We start from the raw sequence: 16,001 nt of genomic DNA on the forward strand, positions 1-16,001 counted from the left end.
CGGTACGGGCGTGCTCAGTTCCGTCGGACGGTGTGCGGCACTTGAGAAGTCAGTCTCCTGCCGCCGTTGTGCTCGGAGCGACTTTCGGTGTTTCATCGTCCGCGAGGAGCAGGGTCTGAGCGTGCATGGGTGCTGTGTGGGGGCGGATGATCCGGACGCGGCCGGTCGGTTGGTGGGTGAGGTGGATTCCGGGTGCGAGGCTGCCTTCTTGGCGGTCGCCGGAGAAGAGGATCATGGTGGCGTTGTGTTCGCGGATTCCGCCTATGACGTTGTCGTAGAGTGCGCGGCTGATTCCTGCTGAGCGGCGGGCGATGATGAGGTGTAGTCGGATGTCGGCCGCGTAGGGGAGGTACGGGATCAGTGGGGCAAGGGGGTTGTTCGAGGTGCCGGATGCGAGTAGGTCGTAGTCGTCGACGATGAGGTAGATGTGCGGGCCGGTGAATGGGGCGGTCTGCTGGTGGAGGTCTTCCGGTGGGAGCCGGCGTTGCAGTTCCTCGGCGATGCCCGCTGCGAGGGCTCCGGCTGCGGGCGGTGAGCCTGCGTATCCGCCTAGGTAGTCGTCGGGGACGGAGTGTTGCAGGGTTCGTCTGGGATCGAAGAGGCCGATGACGAGTTGGTCGTCGGTGTGGGTGGAGATGAGTTCTTCGATGATCACGCGGAGCAGGTTCGTTTTGCCGGTGCGGGATTCGCCGATGATGAGCAGGTGCTGGTCGGTGGTGGGATCGAGTACGAGGGGGGCGAGGTCGGTCTCGTTGATGCCGATGAGCAGTGGGTCGTGTTCGGGGTGTGCGGGGCGGAACTGTCGGTAGGCGAGCGCGTTGGGGAGGGTGGGGACCGGCGGCATGGTCTGCCCGGCGGCGCGTTGCCGTGCCAGTTCGACGATCCCGTCGAAACCGGTGTCGGGGCGGAGGTGGGGTAGTGCGATCTGTGCCTGTGCGCCGAGGGGGTCAGTGGTGATGACGCGACCGGGTTGATCGGCGCGGATCAGTGTGTTCTGTGCGCGGCCGATCGTCGAGTCGAGTGGATCGTTGAGGCGGTGTTCGATCTTGGTGCCGATCACTGCCTGCATCGACATCCTCAGGTCTGCCCATCGTCCGCCGACGATGATGATGTAGATGCCGAGTGCGAGACCGCGGTTGCCGATGTCTTGGACCACGTCGACGAGGTCTTCGTGGTTGTCCTTGAAGGACGCCCAGCCGTCGACCGCGAGCACGATGTCGGTGGTCTCGATCTCGGGGAATCGCTCGCCGTTTGCGGTGCGCGCTCGGAGGTCGGCGATTGATTGGATGCGATGGGATGCGAAGAACTGCTCGCGGGAATCGAGATTGCTGTGCAGGTCCGCCACGATTCGGCGTGCGAGGTCGCCGTCGTAGCGTGTCGCGATGCTTCCGGTGTTGGGGAGGCGCTCGAGGTCGGTGAGTGCTGTTCCGTTGGCGTCGATGATGTGGAATCCGAGTGTTGCCGGCGGGTGGCTGATGGCGCTGGCTGCGACAATGGTCCGCAGTGTGGTTGTCTTGCCGGTCTGCGGGGCGCCTGAGATGTATATGTTGCCTGACGTTCCTCGGAAGTCGACGGTCAGTGGTGACTGGCGTTGCCGTTTGGGTTCGTCCGCGAGGCCGATCGCGACAGTAAGGCCCGTCGCCTGCGGGGGTGTGTCGGTGCCGATCTGGTTGAGGGACAGCGCCGTCGGAAGCGGGGGTAGCCAGATGCGGCGGGACTGTAGTTCCGGCACATCGAGCGCCTTGAGGATGACGTCGAGGGTCGTCGTGTCGGATGGGGTGATGGTGGGTGCTGCGGAGGTGTGCCGGCCGGGTTCTTCTGCCGCCGGGAGGAATTCGAAACGGGTCACCTCGGGGGCGGCCTCGCTCTGTACGCGTTCGACGCTGGGCCGGTAGGGGCCGGAGACGAATGCGGCTTTGAATCGGGTGAAGACGTCGGGGTCGACCTTGAGGATCGCTGAACCTGGTACAGCGGGCAGGGTGTGGGCGTCGGAGACGCCGAGTGCCGTCCGGGATTCCTGTGCGGTGAAGGTCCGCAGTCCGATCCGGTAGGACAGGTGTGACTCGAGTCCGCGGAGCCGGCCCTCTTCGAGTCGTTGAGTGGACAGGAGCAGGTGGACGCCGATGGAGCGGCCGATCCGACCGATCTGTACGAAGAGATCGATGAAGTCGGGCTTGGCTGAGAGGATCTCTCCGAACTCGTCGATGACGACGAACAGCGCGGGGAGGGGCGGTAGTTGCTCCGCGGTGGGATCGGTGAGGCGGATTCGGCGCAGGCGTTGGTATTCGGTGACGTTCGGTAGGTTGCCGGCGTCGGCGAGGACACGCTGACGTCGCTGGAGCTCGCCGAGTAGGGCGTCGTGCAGGCGATCGACGAGCCCGAGATCGTCGGCGAGGTTGTCGACCGCGGCGCTGGTATGGGGAAGTGTTTCGAAGCCGGCGAACGCGGCCCCGCCCTTGTAGTCGACGAGGACGAAGGAGAGGAGATCCGGTGGGTGTGCGATGGCCATGGAGGTCAGTAGTGTCCGCAGGAGTTCGGACTTGCCGGATCCCGTGGCTCCGACGCACAGTCCGTGTGGGCCCATCCCGTTCTGGCCGGATTCCTTGATGTCGAGGCGGACCGGCGCGCCGGCCGCGTCCGCACCGATTGGGACGTTGAGGTGCTCGGCGAGCGGTTTCGGCTTACTCCATAGCGTCGCCGGGTCAAGATCTGCGGGATCTGCGATGTCATGGAGGGACGGGAGGTCGAAGGTGGCTTCGAGTGCACTCGAGGGGATCGGGTCTGCGACCAGGCGCAGGGGAGCTAGTCGCCTGGCGCAGACGGTGGCCAGTTCGAGGGTCCAGGCGTCGACGATGCCGCGGTCTGTCCCTAGGATGAGACGCTTGACCCATCCCGGTCCAGTGTCGAGGTCGATCCCGTTGATCGATGCGGCGGCGATCCTGACGTCGTCGCCGTCGTGTGCGGACCGCGAGGTCCGCGCGGCGGTGGAGGCCTCGGTGGCGTCGGTCTGATCGTCGGCGTCGGAGTCGTCTCCGCCGAGCAGCCTGGACAGGACTCCGGTCAGGTCGGTCACGTCCACCTCGCCGGTCGGGGTGACGCGGACGCGGGTGTCGACGTGGCCCGGTTCGTCGACGCGGCGCAGGGTTTCGGTGACGAAGCAGATCCCGAGCTGCTCGGGGCCGATGCCTGGGGGGAGCAGGTCTGCTGGATCGATACCCGCCCCTATGCCGCTGCCGATGCGGGCGGCTTCGGTCATGATGACGATCAGTGTCGGTCCGTCCCATGCGGACTCCGAACGTGAGCGGTGGCCCCGGTCGCTGAGGGCGGTGATCCGCGCGGAGATGATTTCGACGAGCCGGGTCCGCATCTCGTCGGGGTCGGTGGTGATGCGGCGGGCAGGGAAGGGACCGTCGAAGCGGCCCGGGTCGGCCGTGTGGGGAAGCCACTTCATCCAGTCGAATCGGCCTGCCCCGGAGTCGGGGCCGGGTGGTGTGCCGATGTCGTCGGGTGTGGTGCACAGCATGATCTGAACGTCGGCCGGGGCGTGCAGAGCAGCGGCGCCGAGGACGAGGGCGGTGATCGTCCGCCCGGTCTCGTGTCCCTGGCCCAGTACCGAAACCGTGCCGCGGAGGCGGACGGCGACCGGGACACCGATGACCGATTCCGCGCGGTGCAGGAGCCGGTCCGCGTGGGCCGCGGCGACGGGATCGGGCGTGGCGGCGGAACCTGAGGGGCTGGGAAGGGTGATCGACCGCGCTATCGGCCCGATACCCTCACCGATGCGGACGACGAGGAAGTCGATATCGCCGCGGCGTCGTTCGAACAAGCGCAGACGGTTGACCGCGATCTGCGGCAGGGCCTCGGGCGCTGGGTGACGCCACGCCATTGCGGCGCGGTAGTCGACGATGTCCTGGTCGATCCCGAGGCGCAGTCGGCTGATGTAGTCCACGTACCCCAGGCGCGCTTCGCGAGCTTCTCGTCGGCTGCCTGTGCGGGCGAATATGACGCTGGCGATCGCGGCGAGCACCATGGATGCGATGATCGCGACACCGGCGAGCATTCGGATCGGGTTGTTTCCCGAGAACAGCATCGCTCCGGCGCCGATCGCCGCGCCGAGGGGTAGTACCGCGCGGACGACCGTGGAGATGCCGCCGGCGCCGCGGGCGGTGGCGGGAACGGCGGGGATATCGACAGGCGCGACGTTCAGTTCAGGACCGCGCCCGCGGGCGGGTCGACGGAAGATGGTGATCGACATGACTGTTCGCTTCTGCCGGGGGCGGCGTCTCTAGTCGGTGAACGACTTGGCTTGGGCGTTGACGGCCTCGACGAACTTGGGGTCCGGCCTGTACGAGGCGACGGCCTTCTGCCAGCCCTCGGGTGTCGACATGTCGGCGCCTGCGCCGCACAGCAGGCGCGCGAGGGTCAGGGCGGCGTCATCGAGACTGTCGGGGTTCGGTGGAGTGCTTGTCTGCGAGCTTGCGGTGATGGCCCACTGCTCCCACACGGTGGGGGCGAACAGGAGCGGGCCCATGAGCAGGTCCGCCGATGCGTCACCGTCGTAGAAGCCGCCGTCGGTGTCTTTCGCCGCCGGCTTCTGCGGCTGGCGCAGGGCGGGACGGACGACGGCGTCGTCGCCGAGGCGGTGACCGCGCGCCGTGCCGTGATCGGAGGTCAGTCGTCCGATCGCCGCCAGTGTGGCCCAGCCGAGTTGGCAGCGCGGTGCGTTCTTCCCCATTACCAGGGCGGCCCAGGAGTACGACTCGAGCGCGGTCGCCGGAGTCAGGTACGGCCCGCTGTGAATAGCAGCCCACTTCGCCATCGCCGCCGCCGCCCGCGGTGCGGACGGTGCGCTAGGCGCCGAGGATGCGGGGGCATCGGGTGTGCGTGTCAGGCGCGCTGAGCATCCGGACAGCAGGACGATCAGCGCAATCGCGATCGTGACACCACGGACGGCAGTGGGGAAGCGGTGCGCCGAATGCTGTTGTGACGCTCGATCTGTCGACTTCGTCACGCAGTTGCCTCTCGAGGTCGTGCACGCGATACCGTTGCCGAATGCAGGTCGAAGATCAGGAAACGGGTTCCGGGCGTCAGCGGCCGCAGCGGGTGCACTGGGAGCGGTCGGAGCGACAGCGGATCCTGCAGGCGCATTCGCTGCGCACCAAGTTGACCACTGCTGCGGTCCTGAACGGCAAGCTTCCCCCGCGGTCGACGGCGTCGGTCGTGATGATCGTGCTGTGGTCGGTTGTGCTCGCAACGCTCGCAGCTGCGGCGGTGCTGGCGGGAGTGTGGATCGCAGGCTGGATGGGCTCGAAGTCACAGTCACCGTCCCACGTCGGTACCAAGTATGTACTGGTAGATGCCCTGAGCCCAGAACAGCATGGGAATCAGGCCCAGTAGTACGAGCACGTCGAGGGCATTCCAGATCTGAGCCAGTCGCGCTCCGGCGACTCTCGGAAGCTCGAAGTAGCCCAGGAACAGGATCATCACTCCGAGGAGCAGAGCGATGATCATCGTCGCGGCGGCGGTGATGAACGGTGCCGAGTCGCCGATGCGCTGACCGACCAGAGCGACGGGCACAATGAAGGCACTGGTCACTGCAACCCCGATGATCGGTGCGACGTGGCGGACTTCCGAGAAGCTTCGACTGCGCAGCAGGAATGCCAGCCCGATGTATGCGCCGAACACGGCCTGCTCCCAGACGCCGGTGATCGCGAGGACGAGGACGGCTCCCACGGCGCTCGCGCAGCACGCCCACACGATTCCGTCGAGGAGATCGGTGGCGATGACCGCGCGCCGCACGATCTCGGGTCGATCGGGACGCTCACGCCCCGCGTGGTACGACGTGGCGGGAGACTCCTCCTCGGTGCGGGCCACGACGCCGCCCAATCCCGACCATGCCACCGACGCCCGCCCAGCGCAGGCAAGGCCGATGATGAGGGCCGGGGAGATCCATGCCGCGAGCGCGGTCGCGTTGACTCCCCATCGGATCGCGATCACGGCGGCGATCGCGGCGGACCCGGCGATCGACGACGAAGCGACGATCGCCCATCGCGCCGGTGAGAGGGCGAAGGTGGTCATGGCGATACCGCACAGGCCTCCGCCGACGGTGGCGAGGACGACCTGCGGCCACGGCGAGGTGTGGAACACTGCTGCCAATGCGGCTGCGAAGCAGATCGGAGTGATCCAGACCAGGTGCCGGGCCGGCTCGGGAGCTGCGTACGTGGCGAGGATGAACGCGCCCATCGCCGCGGCGCACGCGCCGGCGACGAGACCGCCCGTCACGGCGAATGCGACTGCCGCGACGACGACCAGCATTCCCGCATAGCCCACGACGACGCCATGCCGGGCGCTACCGGTCCACATCCGACGATCGTCCTCGACGTAGTCAGCGACCACGTCGATCGCGGAGAAGATCTCCGGTGCGGCGATCTCACTGGCGGCGGGAACGATGTAGAGCATGTCGCCGTCAACGACGTCGTAGTCACCGAGCTTGCCGTGCGCGGCGAGGGGACCGGCAGCCACTGACGCGAGCCGCCACCCCGACTCGTCGGAAGGGTCGAGACCGAGCACGGCGGCGACCTGATCGACGACCTCAGCGATGGGACGTGAAAGCGGCGCGGTCACGTCGGCAGCGTTGTCCTGCGGGCCGACGACCGTGACCCGGGCGAATTCAGCCATCGAGCGTTCCCGACTCCGCGGCAGCGGGGAGCGAAGCCACAGCCACAGCCTTCGGCATGAGCGGCGTCACGGCTGCACGCGGTCGAACAGGGCCTTACCGGCGATGTCGGAGGCGGAGGCCCGCGCGGCGATACCGTCGGCGGCAGCTCCGAACTCGGCGATGTTGCCGATCAACTGACCGGTGAACACGCCACTGACCTCGGCGTGAGCGGCCATGGCTGCGTTGACCGCAGCGCCGGCCTCGGTGCCCGAGCCGGAGACGACCGGGCGGGCCGGAGCGGACAACGATGCGGACACTACCCGCAGGCTATTGCTCGCCTCGAGCAGGTCGTCGAGCGGGAATTGAGAGAACGAGGAGGTCATCGGATTCGATCCTTCCGGGGCGAGGCGACGGGGTCGGAGCAGAAGCGATCAGGAGCCGGCGCGCTCGGTCGCGGCGGCCGACCCGGCAGAGGGTTTGGCGGTGGCGGGAGGCAACTGGCTAGTGGGCCCGTTCGGCGCACCCTGCGCCGGTCCGGGCGGCAGGAAAGGCGCGTTCGGCACAGGGCTCTGTCCCACATCGGGGGCGGGAATCGACGGCACCTGCGCGCCGCCGGGCAGGGTGATCGGAGCCAATTGCGCCGGCGGCTTCGGATTCTGCTTGGTGACATTGGTGTGCATCAGGTACGTGTTGTACGAGTTGAACTGGGACACCACGAAGTACAGGTCGTTTCCGGAGGACCCGGGTAGCACTCGAGGCGCGTAGAGGCTCGGGTAGTCGGTGCCCGAGGCGATGACCTCGGGATCCGACCAGGGCCCGAGCGCCGACGGCGATTGGCGCATGACGATCGCGTTGCGCACCATGTCCGTATTGACCATCACGAACCGCTGAACTCCGGGATGATAGGCGACGTTGAAGTCGCCGAGCGCACCCCACGCAAGCGGGGACGGGGCGGTCTTCTCCGCCGCGGAGAATTCACCACCGTTCCACACCTTGTACTTCGACGAGTCGAGCACGTCCTTGGTCTTGGCCTTCGAGACGAAGACACCGCCGATGCGGCCGGGAGGGCTGCCATAGAGGTAGACCTCGTCGCCGACGACCACCGCGGACGTCATCTGGAAGGCGGTGTTGCGCTCGGAGTTGCGCCACACCGCCTTCGGGTCCTTGAACCACGTGGAGCCGCCGTCGTCGGAGTAGGCGATGCCTGAGTAGTTCGATACCCACTGCCCCGACGAGGGACCCCAGTTCCGAATCGAGGTGTAGGTCAAGAAGATCCGCTCACCAATGGCGAAGCCGGATGTGGGGATGACCGTCTCCTCGGCTCCCTTCGCCTTCGCGCTCTGGAGAATCTCCTTGGCGTGGCCCGGTCGGTCCGTAACGAAGGAGGTGATCTTCATGCCCGCCGACGGATTGGAGACATCGGCCACCGCGAGCGAATTGGATCTCCAGTCGAATCCGGTCGGCCCTGTGGTCCCCGTCCACCCGACACCGGGGCTCTGCTGCCCGGAGCCACCACCGGAGCCATCCGAGGTGTTCCCGGAACCGCCGCCGCTACCGGATCCGGAACTCTGCTGGCCACCGGAGCGGATGTTGACCAACGGGATGTCGGGGACGGGAATCTTCACTGCTGACGGGATGATCGGCACATTCAGTCCGCTACCGTCAACCAGGGGCGGGGTCGTGGCCTGCTCCCCGGTCGCACGCGGCCCACCGAAAGTGTCACCGAACGCGACAAGGGTACGACCCCGCGAATCCGCGAAGGGCACAGCCCACGCCGCACCAGCGACACTCCAGTTCTTGTCGGTGTGGGAATACGACTGGGCGCCAGTGATCTTCGAGACGAAGGCATTCGTCACCGACCGGCCCTGCGGCAACGCGGGCTGCCCCGCACCCGGAGGCTCGGGTGCCGGGGACGTCGGCTTGGCCTGCCCGCCCGGTCCACCAGGTCCGTTGGGCGCGGCGGCGACAACGGGGAGCCCCGGAACCCCCGGCGCAGGTGGCACAGCGTAGGGAAATGAACCCTGGGCACTGACCTGGGAGGGCTGCGCACCCGCCTGCACTGTCTGAGAGGGAGCTGAGGATGTCGAGCATGCGGCGACCGTACAGACCGCCGCAACACCCACCGCAGCGACCCGCGCTCGCGAGAGCAGCAGCGATCCATCCCGAGATCGGTTGTGACGTACCGCATGTTTCGCCACGGCATGCTCCCCACTGATCGTGGTCCTACTGGAACATCGCTCCATCGAACCTGAATGTTTAATGTGAATCGCGCGAACGATATCGCAATGTTCGCGCTGCCGCTAGTGCCTGTGACGAAAGGTACGCTAGTTTCGGAAACTCTTGCAGACCCACTTAACCAGTTGTAAGGTTCTGCGAAAATTCGATGGCGTACATCGCACAGGGGGTGCTCTCACCCCCTGACCGCGACTACCTCCAGGAGAAGAGGGCACGACGGCTATGGGTACTCGTTTCTCAGTTGCCAATCATGCGGTGACCACGCACGCGACCAATATCGAGCAGGTGTCGGGGGCCTTGAACGCGCAGGGTAAGCGGTTCGTCTCCGCGGTGGAAGCGCTACCGGCGTCGTGGAAGGGGCAGTCGTTCATCGCGTGGGATCAGTTGACGACGCGGTGGGACGCCTCGTTCAAGGAGCTCAACGCGGCGCTGACGACGATCCGGGAGTCGGTCGGTCACGCAGGGCAGCTCTACACCTCCGGTGAGCAGCAGCAGGCCGCGCACATCGAGCAGGCAGCCCGCGGAATGGCCTGGGATCAAGCGAAATTCCGCTGACACCTGGGCCCTCAAGCCTGAGTTCTACTCCCAGCCCGGACTCCCGCGGCTGCACCCAAGCGTTCCCTATGAGGAGATGATCATGTCAGAAATGTATGCCTACGACGAGGGTGGCGCGGAGACGGCCGGCGATGACCTGGCGTCGATCGTCGCCGCCCTCGAGGCGAACCTGGAGCAACTACAGGGGTACGTCGCGTCGGTGGAATCCCAGTGGAACGCCGACGAGCAGGTGCTCTACCGTGGTGTGCAGACCAAGTGGAACAACGCCGCAGCGTCAGTGAGCGAGATCCTCGGGCAGATGAAGACCGCACTGGGCACCAACACCGAACAGGTGCGTGACATGCGCTCTCAGATCCGCTCCGCCCTCTCCCGCAACTGACCCACACCACCTCACCGGAATCCTCGTCTCGGAAAGGCACTGTTCCATGTCGGCGTCCTCGTTCGCGTCTGCGTCCACGCGCATCACCGCCGCCACCGTCGCGGCGGCCACCTTCCTCGTCGGTCTTGTGGCGGCCCCCGCGTCTGCGGCGCCGGTCACCGCCGGGTGCGCTGCGAAGTCCCAACCGACTTTGAGCCTCGGCAAAGCGGACCGGGTGCAGGTCGAGATTCCCGCCGCGGCGGGCTGGCACCCGGTCGCGCCGCCGGCTGGCAGATCGTTCACCGTCGGCGCGATCGACAGCGCCGACGGCGAAGACGGAATCACCGTCAGGATCGCCTACCCGAAGCAGCCCACCGACAAGCTGACCGCAAACGATCTGGTGACAGCCTTCGCGGCCCGCGACAGTGACACATTCACCACGGTGGGGCGGCGATCCCTGGCCGGCCCGTGCGGCCTGCCGACGGTGTCGATCTCTCAGCGATTCACCGACATTAAGACCAAGCGCACCGCCTACGGCACCGCCCGGTACACGCTGTTCCAGTACGGCACCACCACCGTCGGTGTCATCGTCGAAGTCGCCTCCTACGACCAGCAGCGCCTCGCTGACGTCGAACGCACCATCCTCGACCGCTACGGCATCCGCCTGCCCGCCTGACCTCCCGCCCTCCGCACTACACGTTCACTGCCTAGAGAGGCCTTCGCGATGAGTCTGGACATCACGCCCGGCGACGGCATCGTCGGGGAGCTGGAACTGCTTGGTGATCTGATCGTGGGCGGGTTCCCCGAGGCGGTGTTCACCCTGCCTGGGGTGAACGTCGATGAGGTGCTTGATCACGCGCGCCTGTATCTGGGGTTCGCGGACGCCGCGGAGACCGCGCGGGGGCGGGTCCGCAGCCTGGAGCTTCCGGCGTTCGTGGGTGTGGAGGGTGAGTTCTTCCGGGGGCGGGTGCCGGGCGAGCTCGGGATGCAGCTCGGCGCGGCGGCCGACTCGTATTCGCGGGTGGGTTCGGGGGTCAAGGAACTCGCCCGTGAACTCGACAGTTGCCAGACGGCTTTGAAGCCTCTGGAGGCGCGGGCGCGGGCGGTGTTCGAGCACATGCAGAAGGTGTGGGTGAAGGTCAACGTCCCGTTCACCGAGTACAGCGGGCTTCGCTCGGAGTGGGATGAACTTGTCCGGGCCGCGGGTGTGGTGCATGAGCGGGTGGCGGTGGCCGGGCAGCAGGCGGCCGCAGCGATCAACGCCGGTACGGAGGCGATGGTCCCGGTCAATGACTACTTCTCTACCTTGCCCGGCGGAGCGGTGGCCGGTGGTGCCCCGGCGCGGGGTGTGCGGTCCACCGCATCGCGCGCGGTGTCGGCCGCTGCGGGTGGCGTGAGCGGCGCACCGGGGCGCGTCGTGCGGGCGGCAGTCGATGGGCTGGGCGTGGCGGCCGGATCGGTCACCTCGGTGCCGCAGCAAATCACCGCGCGCGGGCAGCAACTCGCCACGCAGGTGACCGGAGACGGGATCAAGGTCGGGGACCAGCTGTTGACCGATCCCACCAGCCCGGAGGCGCAGAAGCTGGTTCGTGACGGGCTGGCGACGAACATTCTTGGTGTTGATCCGACGGGTGTTCCGACGGCGATGATGATGCTCGCCGCGCCGTCTACATTGCTCCGGGAGCAGCCACGCAAGAAGCCTGCCGGGCGCAGATGGACGGGTGCGGATTCGAAGACGCAATCAGTCGCCGAACGCGCTGTCGGCCAGGTCGTCTCGGTTCCGGGTCGGTTCGTCGGTGGCGCGGTGGACCGCTTCGGGAACACCATCGCCGGCAATGCCGCGTTGGTCGGTGTCGGCGGTGACCCCGTGCGGGCGTGGTCGGGACTGCTTTCGAACGCGGTCAGCCCTGTGGCGGGTGCGTCGCGGGCGGTGGCCTCGGCGACGCCCGCGCAGATCCTCACTGACCCCATCGCCGCCGCCGGCGCAGCAGCGACGCACGCGCCCGCCACGGTGCCCTTCGTCGGCTGGGTCTACGGGCTGGTGGAGTGGGCTTCGAAGCCTGGTGAACTCGCCCGCGAAGGCGCGAAGGAAACACTCGCCTCCGCTCTCGACACCCTGACGCTCAAGAACCTCGAAGCCGGGCAGGCGGCCGCCAATACCGGTGAGGTGCAGGTCACCACGTCCGATGTGGACGTGCACGCCGACCACGGTGGGTACGTCACCTTCACCCTCCCCGACCTCGAAGGCGGAGAACCCAAAGCCTGGTACATCCTCGCCACCCCCGACAGCCCCGGAAACTTCACCACGGATGTGGCGACCGGTCCTGGGGAAGAACTGGTCGAACGCAGCGATGGCTCCGTCATCCTGGTCAACAGCGGCAGCGGACAGATCGCCCGGACGATCAAAACACCGTGGGCCAAAGATGCCCTCGGCCGGGACCAACCCACCTGGTACTCCATCGAGAAGATCGACGACCAGACCTCGACGATCACCCAGCACATCGCCCCGAACAAGAACGCCCTGTACCCACTTGTCGCGGACGCACCGGTGTCAGGGGAACAAGCAGCGACTATCGCATTGAGCGGGCTGTACGGCGCAGCAGGCGTGTCGGTTGTCGCACAGCAAGCGGTGCAAGCTCCTGCTCCTGCCTCGCCTGAGGTGCAGCAGAACCCTGCTGCAGTGCTGCCGGGTGGGACTCAACGACTGCTGGATGCCGGTACGTACAGGCCTGAGTCCCAGGTGTCGGTGCAGTTGCCGCAGACCGGTGGTGCTGCTGGTGGTGTTCTTGGACCGTCTGTGGGGCGGGTGATCACGCAGGGGGGTGGTCAAGTCACGGCGAGCCCGAATGCCTCAGACGGTGCGGTGAAGATCGAAACCCCTCGCAACGACGGCAGCGGGACTTCGGGTGTCACTGCGGTGAGCACCGTGGTACGTCCTGGTTCGGAACCTGGGGTGATCGGTACGGGCAGCGGCAACGTGCGGGTCACCGACGCGACGGTCTCGGTGCGCGACGAGCGCACGGGTGTGGAGACTGTCACCGGCACGGGGCAGCAGGTCGAGGATGCTGGTGCGGTGCGCCCCACCACCGCTGGCGGGCTGACCCCGCAGACCGCACGAACGATCTCGCAGTCGATGCCCGCGTTGGCGAGCATGCTCACGATCAGCCCCGCCGATGGTGCGGTGTCGGTGCGCACCCCCACCGACACCGGGACGGCGATCCCCACTGCCTTGACCAGCCCCAACAATGGTGGAGCGTCATTGCTTCTTGCTGGGGTCGGTGCGGTGAACTCCGGTCACGGTACTGTTGCTCTGCCCGGCTCGGATGGGCGGATCACTGAGCGGTTGCCTGGCGGTAGCGGTACTCAAACGACGCTGCCTGACATGACGCAGATCACCGACCACACCGATCCCGTTTCGAAGGTACGGACGCTCTCCACCACGGACCTGATCACCGGGGCAGTGAACTCTGTCCGAACCGATCCTGCTACGAAGATCACCGAGAGATGGACCGTCGACGGCACCGGTGCGGGTCAGGTCACGCTCTCCCAGCCCGGCTCACCGACGCAAACGTACAGGGTGGCTGGCGACCGGATCGTTGTAGCCGCGCCGCGTCCGCTGTCGTTGCGGGAGCAGTTCATCGAGGACATCGACCAGATGCTCAACACCGATGAGGTGATCAGTAATCCGCAGCTGCGGATGGCCATGCAATTTCAGGCGGGACGGGTCGAAGCCCTCTACAACACTGTCACGGGACTGTTCAAACTCACTCCCATCGGCACCGTCGTGTCCGCAGCGGACACCTTCCGTGATCCAGCGACAATTGCTGCCGCACGCGAGCATCGCTGGGGTGACCTCGCCAAAACCAGCGAAAACATCTTCCCCCAGATCGGCATGTTCGGCAGTGTCTGGCAGACCGAGAAGGACTTCATCAACACCAACTCGGCAGCACTGCAGGTCCTGGCAAATATCCGCAACGGTGAGCCTGTCCGCCCTGCCCTCGACCAACTTGGACGCCGAGCCGCCGTCTGGGGCAACGGCATGTCCAAACTCACCATCGGCACCGACTTTCAAGACCCCCACAAGACTCTCCCCGAAAAACTCGGATCCGCCGACGTCGGCGTAGCACTACTCATTGCCCCCGTCAAAGGCGCAAGCGCCGCCAAGACCAGCACCACCGCCGCACGCCTCGAAACCGGCATAGCCCGCGCAGAAGCCGACGCAGCCCGCACCACCCAAGCGCTCACCACACCCCGACCCACACCAACAACATCGAAACCAGCAATACCCCTAACAACACCGCTAGAGACACCGAAACCCCACACCACCATCACCCCAACCGGCATCGCACCAGCAGCCGAGACCGCACCCAAAGCTGTAACACCAACCCCCGGACCCAACTACAAACCCTTCACTACCACTCCCGCAGCCGAACGGGCGGGTGCGGGTGCTGTGAAGCCCCTGGACGCGGACACGCCCGTTCCCGGCCCCGAACGCGAGGCGACCTCGGGAACTGACGCATCGAAGACAGCCGACACGCCTGCAATCGGCGACAAGACGTCCTCTCCAGTTCGGACCGGAACTCCAGAGAGGAGCGTGGACCATAGGTCACGTTCCAGCGCCGCCGAACACAACAATTCTGACGCGGGGTCGTCGTATAAGCAGCGAATTGACCAGACGCCAGTGAATAATGGCCGTTGGATGGGTGAACGCGGTGAATCCATGTGGATTTCAAGCAATTCAGTTATTGAACGTATTCTACGCGAATCGGGTGTCGACGGAATTCGCTATAGAAACGGGCAGCCAGACTTCGGTCCAGTTGCCAAGGGGCAGGTAGAAATTCCTAACATGACCACGAATCGCGACTACAACTTCAAGGCAGCCGACAAACTTCTCGCAAAGGAATGGGGCGTATCACCGCGCGACGTTGCCGAGTGGCGTAGCAAGAACAAGTACACGTGGCACGAGGAGCCCGATCTCAAGACGATGCAGCTAGTACCCTCCATAGTTAACAACCGCCTAGGGCATCTCGGCGGCATCGGTGAGCTCAACGCCGGGAAGACCTTACGACCGACAGGAGAAGAAGCGTGACCGACGACACTGTGCTCGGAGAGATTGCCTACAGCGAGCCGGGGGGCTGGGAGGGCACGTACATTTTACCCTTCGTTGGTCGCGAACTGACCGTGCGGATGGCTCTCGGCGGGTGGGATGAAGCCGATCCGGTGGAGCCCGTCCAACGTGACGCTGTGGAGCACTTCACTGCGCGAAAGGCAGAACTGTGCGCACTCGCCGATAGTGCCCTCTATGGGGAATACCTCCGACTCCGACCTGGGCTGCGCGAGCAGTTTGGTGACGATGCAGACAGGCTCATGCCGGTCATCGACAGCAAGGAAGAGCTCTCCGAGATAGTAACGCCTGACTTCTTTCAAGTCCCGTACCCTGGTCGCGGCTCTACCGACCGCGTGGTTGCCCTCATGTACAACTGCACGTGGGATGTCGAACTAGGTCTGGCCGTCAAGTTCGTCAACGAGTCCATAGCCGAAGTCGGTCCTCAGAATATCGCCCTCTAGTGGCGCGTGTTGAAAGTATCCTTTTGATCGGCGCGGTGGGATAATCGGTGGATGCGCGCCGAGCCGGTTTTGATGTCCGGGTCTGATCGTGAGCTGTTGGAGTCCTGGCTGCGGACGCCGTCGATGCCGTCGGGCTTGGTGACGCGAGCTCGGATCGTGCTGTGGGCCTCGGAGGGGGTCACGATGGCAGCGATCGCACAGCGGCTGTCGATCTCGAAGCCGACGGTGACCTTGTGGTGTCAGCGGTTTCGCGAGGTGGGGCCGGAGGGGTTGACTGATCAGCCGCGGTCCGGGCGGCCGGCGACGGTGGACCGGGAGAAGGTGATCGCAGCGACGTTGACGCCTCCGCCGGCGAGTCTGGGGGTGACGCACTGGTCCTCGCGACTGTTGGCGAGACGGTTGGGTCTCGATCATGGTCAGGTCGCGAAGATCTGGCGGGAGATGGGCATCAAGCCGTGGGGTGAGAACACGTTCAAGTTCTCCACCGACCCGGAGCTCGAGAGCTTGTCAAGTTTTCTGTGTAAGTCCGTCGTTCCTGAATTCTGTTAGCCATGCTTAGAGGTGCTGGTTGATGCGTTCCGGGTAGGCCACCGACAACTGCGCGATGGCCTGCTTCCAGTTGGTGAC

The 16,001-nt window shown here is 65.9% G+C and carries 11 protein-coding genes; 6 read left to right on the forward strand and 5 right to left on the reverse strand.

Annotated elements, in window-relative coordinates; genetic code table 11:
• Positions 1–49: 49 nt before the first annotated feature.
• The 5 genes from eccCa to HF999_RS18290 form a co-directional block, all read right to left on the reverse strand.
• Complete coding sequence (gene eccCa, locus HF999_RS18270) at positions 50–4,255, reverse strand: type VII secretion protein EccCa (protein WP_168547273.1); 4,206 nt, start codon at positions 4,253–4,255, stop codon at positions 50–52.
• A gap of 30 nt (positions 4,256–4,285) precedes the next feature.
• The gene (locus HF999_RS18275) at positions 4,286–4,819 is read right to left on the reverse strand and encodes a lysozyme family protein (RefSeq protein ID WP_168547274.1); all 534 of its coding nucleotides are present in this window, start codon (positions 4,817–4,819) and stop codon (positions 4,286–4,288) included.
• 500 nt (positions 4,820–5,319) lie between these two features.
• A complete protein-coding gene (locus HF999_RS18280; protein ID WP_168547275.1) occupies positions 5,320–6,678 on the reverse strand; it encodes an EsaB/YukD family protein in 1,359 nt (452 codons plus the stop codon).
• Positions 6,679–6,744: 66 nt separating this feature from the next.
• Complete coding sequence (locus HF999_RS18285; protein WP_168547276.1) at positions 6,745–7,041, reverse strand: hypothetical protein; 297 nt, start codon at positions 7,039–7,041, stop codon at positions 6,745–6,747.
• Between the two features lie 48 nt (positions 7,042–7,089).
• The gene (locus HF999_RS18290; protein WP_168547277.1) at positions 7,090–8,283 is read right to left on the reverse strand and encodes a glycoside hydrolase family 183 protein; all 1,194 of its coding nucleotides are present in this window, start codon (positions 8,281–8,283) and stop codon (positions 7,090–7,092) included.
• An 832-nt stretch (positions 8,284–9,115) separates the two neighbouring features.
• Between HF999_RS18290 and HF999_RS18295 the strand changes: the two genes are divergently transcribed.
• The 6 genes from HF999_RS18295 to HF999_RS18320 all read left to right on the forward strand — a co-directional run bounded on the left by HF999_RS18295 (position 9,116) and on the right by HF999_RS18320 (position 15,923).
• Complete coding sequence (locus HF999_RS18295) at positions 9,116–9,448, forward strand: WXG100 family type VII secretion target (protein WP_246208057.1); 333 nt, start codon at positions 9,116–9,118, stop codon at positions 9,446–9,448.
• An 82-nt stretch (positions 9,449–9,530) separates the two neighbouring features.
• The gene (locus HF999_RS18300; RefSeq protein WP_168547279.1) at positions 9,531–9,827 is read left to right on the forward strand and encodes a WXG100 family type VII secretion target; all 297 of its coding nucleotides are present in this window, start codon (positions 9,531–9,533) and stop codon (positions 9,825–9,827) included.
• 46 nt (positions 9,828–9,873) lie between these two features.
• Positions 9,874–10,482, forward strand: coding sequence for a hypothetical protein (locus HF999_RS18305; RefSeq protein WP_168547280.1), 609 nt, complete (start codon positions 9,874–9,876; stop codon positions 10,480–10,482).
• Between the two features lie 48 nt (positions 10,483–10,530).
• Complete coding sequence (locus HF999_RS22235) at positions 10,531–14,895, forward strand: HNH endonuclease (RefSeq protein WP_210733938.1); 4,365 nt, start codon at positions 10,531–10,533, stop codon at positions 14,893–14,895.
• Complete coding sequence (locus tag HF999_RS18315) at positions 14,892–15,374, forward strand: DUF6985 domain-containing protein (RefSeq protein WP_168547281.1); 483 nt, start codon at positions 14,892–14,894, stop codon at positions 15,372–15,374. Before HF999_RS22235 ends, HF999_RS18315 begins: the two co-directional genes overlap by 4 nt.
• Before the next feature lie 51 nt (positions 15,375–15,425).
• Positions 15,426–15,923, forward strand: coding sequence for a helix-turn-helix domain-containing protein (locus HF999_RS18320; protein ID WP_168547282.1), 498 nt, complete (start codon positions 15,426–15,428; stop codon positions 15,921–15,923).
• Positions 15,924–16,001: the final 78 nt, after the last annotated feature.

Source organism: Tsukamurella spumae (assembly GCF_012396015.1).
GTDB lineage: Bacteria > Actinomycetota > Actinomycetes > Mycobacteriales > Mycobacteriaceae > Tsukamurella > Tsukamurella spumae.

Excerpts from the sequence above, each read along its gene's own strand:
- HF999_RS18305 (WP_168547280.1), top strand. The coding sequence starts at position 9,874 with ATGTCGGCGTCCTCGTTCGCGTCTGCGTCCACGCGCATCACCGCCGCC.
- HF999_RS18280 (WP_168547275.1), bottom strand. The coding sequence starts at position 6,678 with ATGGCTGAATTCGCCCGGGTCACGGTCGTCGGCCCGCAGGACAACGCT.
- HF999_RS18320 (WP_168547282.1), top strand. The coding sequence starts at position 15,426 with ATGCGCGCCGAGCCGGTTTTGATGTCCGGGTCTGATCGTGAGCTGTTG.
- eccCa (WP_168547273.1), bottom strand. The coding sequence starts at position 4,255 with ATGTCGATCACCATCTTCCGTCGACCCGCCCGCGGGCGCGGTCCTGAA.
- HF999_RS22235 (WP_210733938.1), top strand. The coding sequence starts at position 10,531 with ATGAGTCTGGACATCACGCCCGGCGACGGCATCGTCGGGGAGCTGGAA.
- HF999_RS18300 (WP_168547279.1), top strand. The coding sequence starts at position 9,531 with ATGTCAGAAATGTATGCCTACGACGAGGGTGGCGCGGAGACGGCCGGC.
- HF999_RS18285 (WP_168547276.1), bottom strand. The coding sequence starts at position 7,041 with ATGACCTCCTCGTTCTCTCAATTCCCGCTCGACGACCTGCTCGAGGCG.
- HF999_RS18275 (WP_168547274.1), bottom strand. The coding sequence starts at position 4,819 with ATGGCGAAGTGGGCTGCTATTCACAGCGGGCCGTACCTGACTCCGGCG.
- HF999_RS18295 (WP_246208057.1), top strand. The coding sequence starts at position 9,116 with ATGGGTACTCGTTTCTCAGTTGCCAATCATGCGGTGACCACGCACGCG.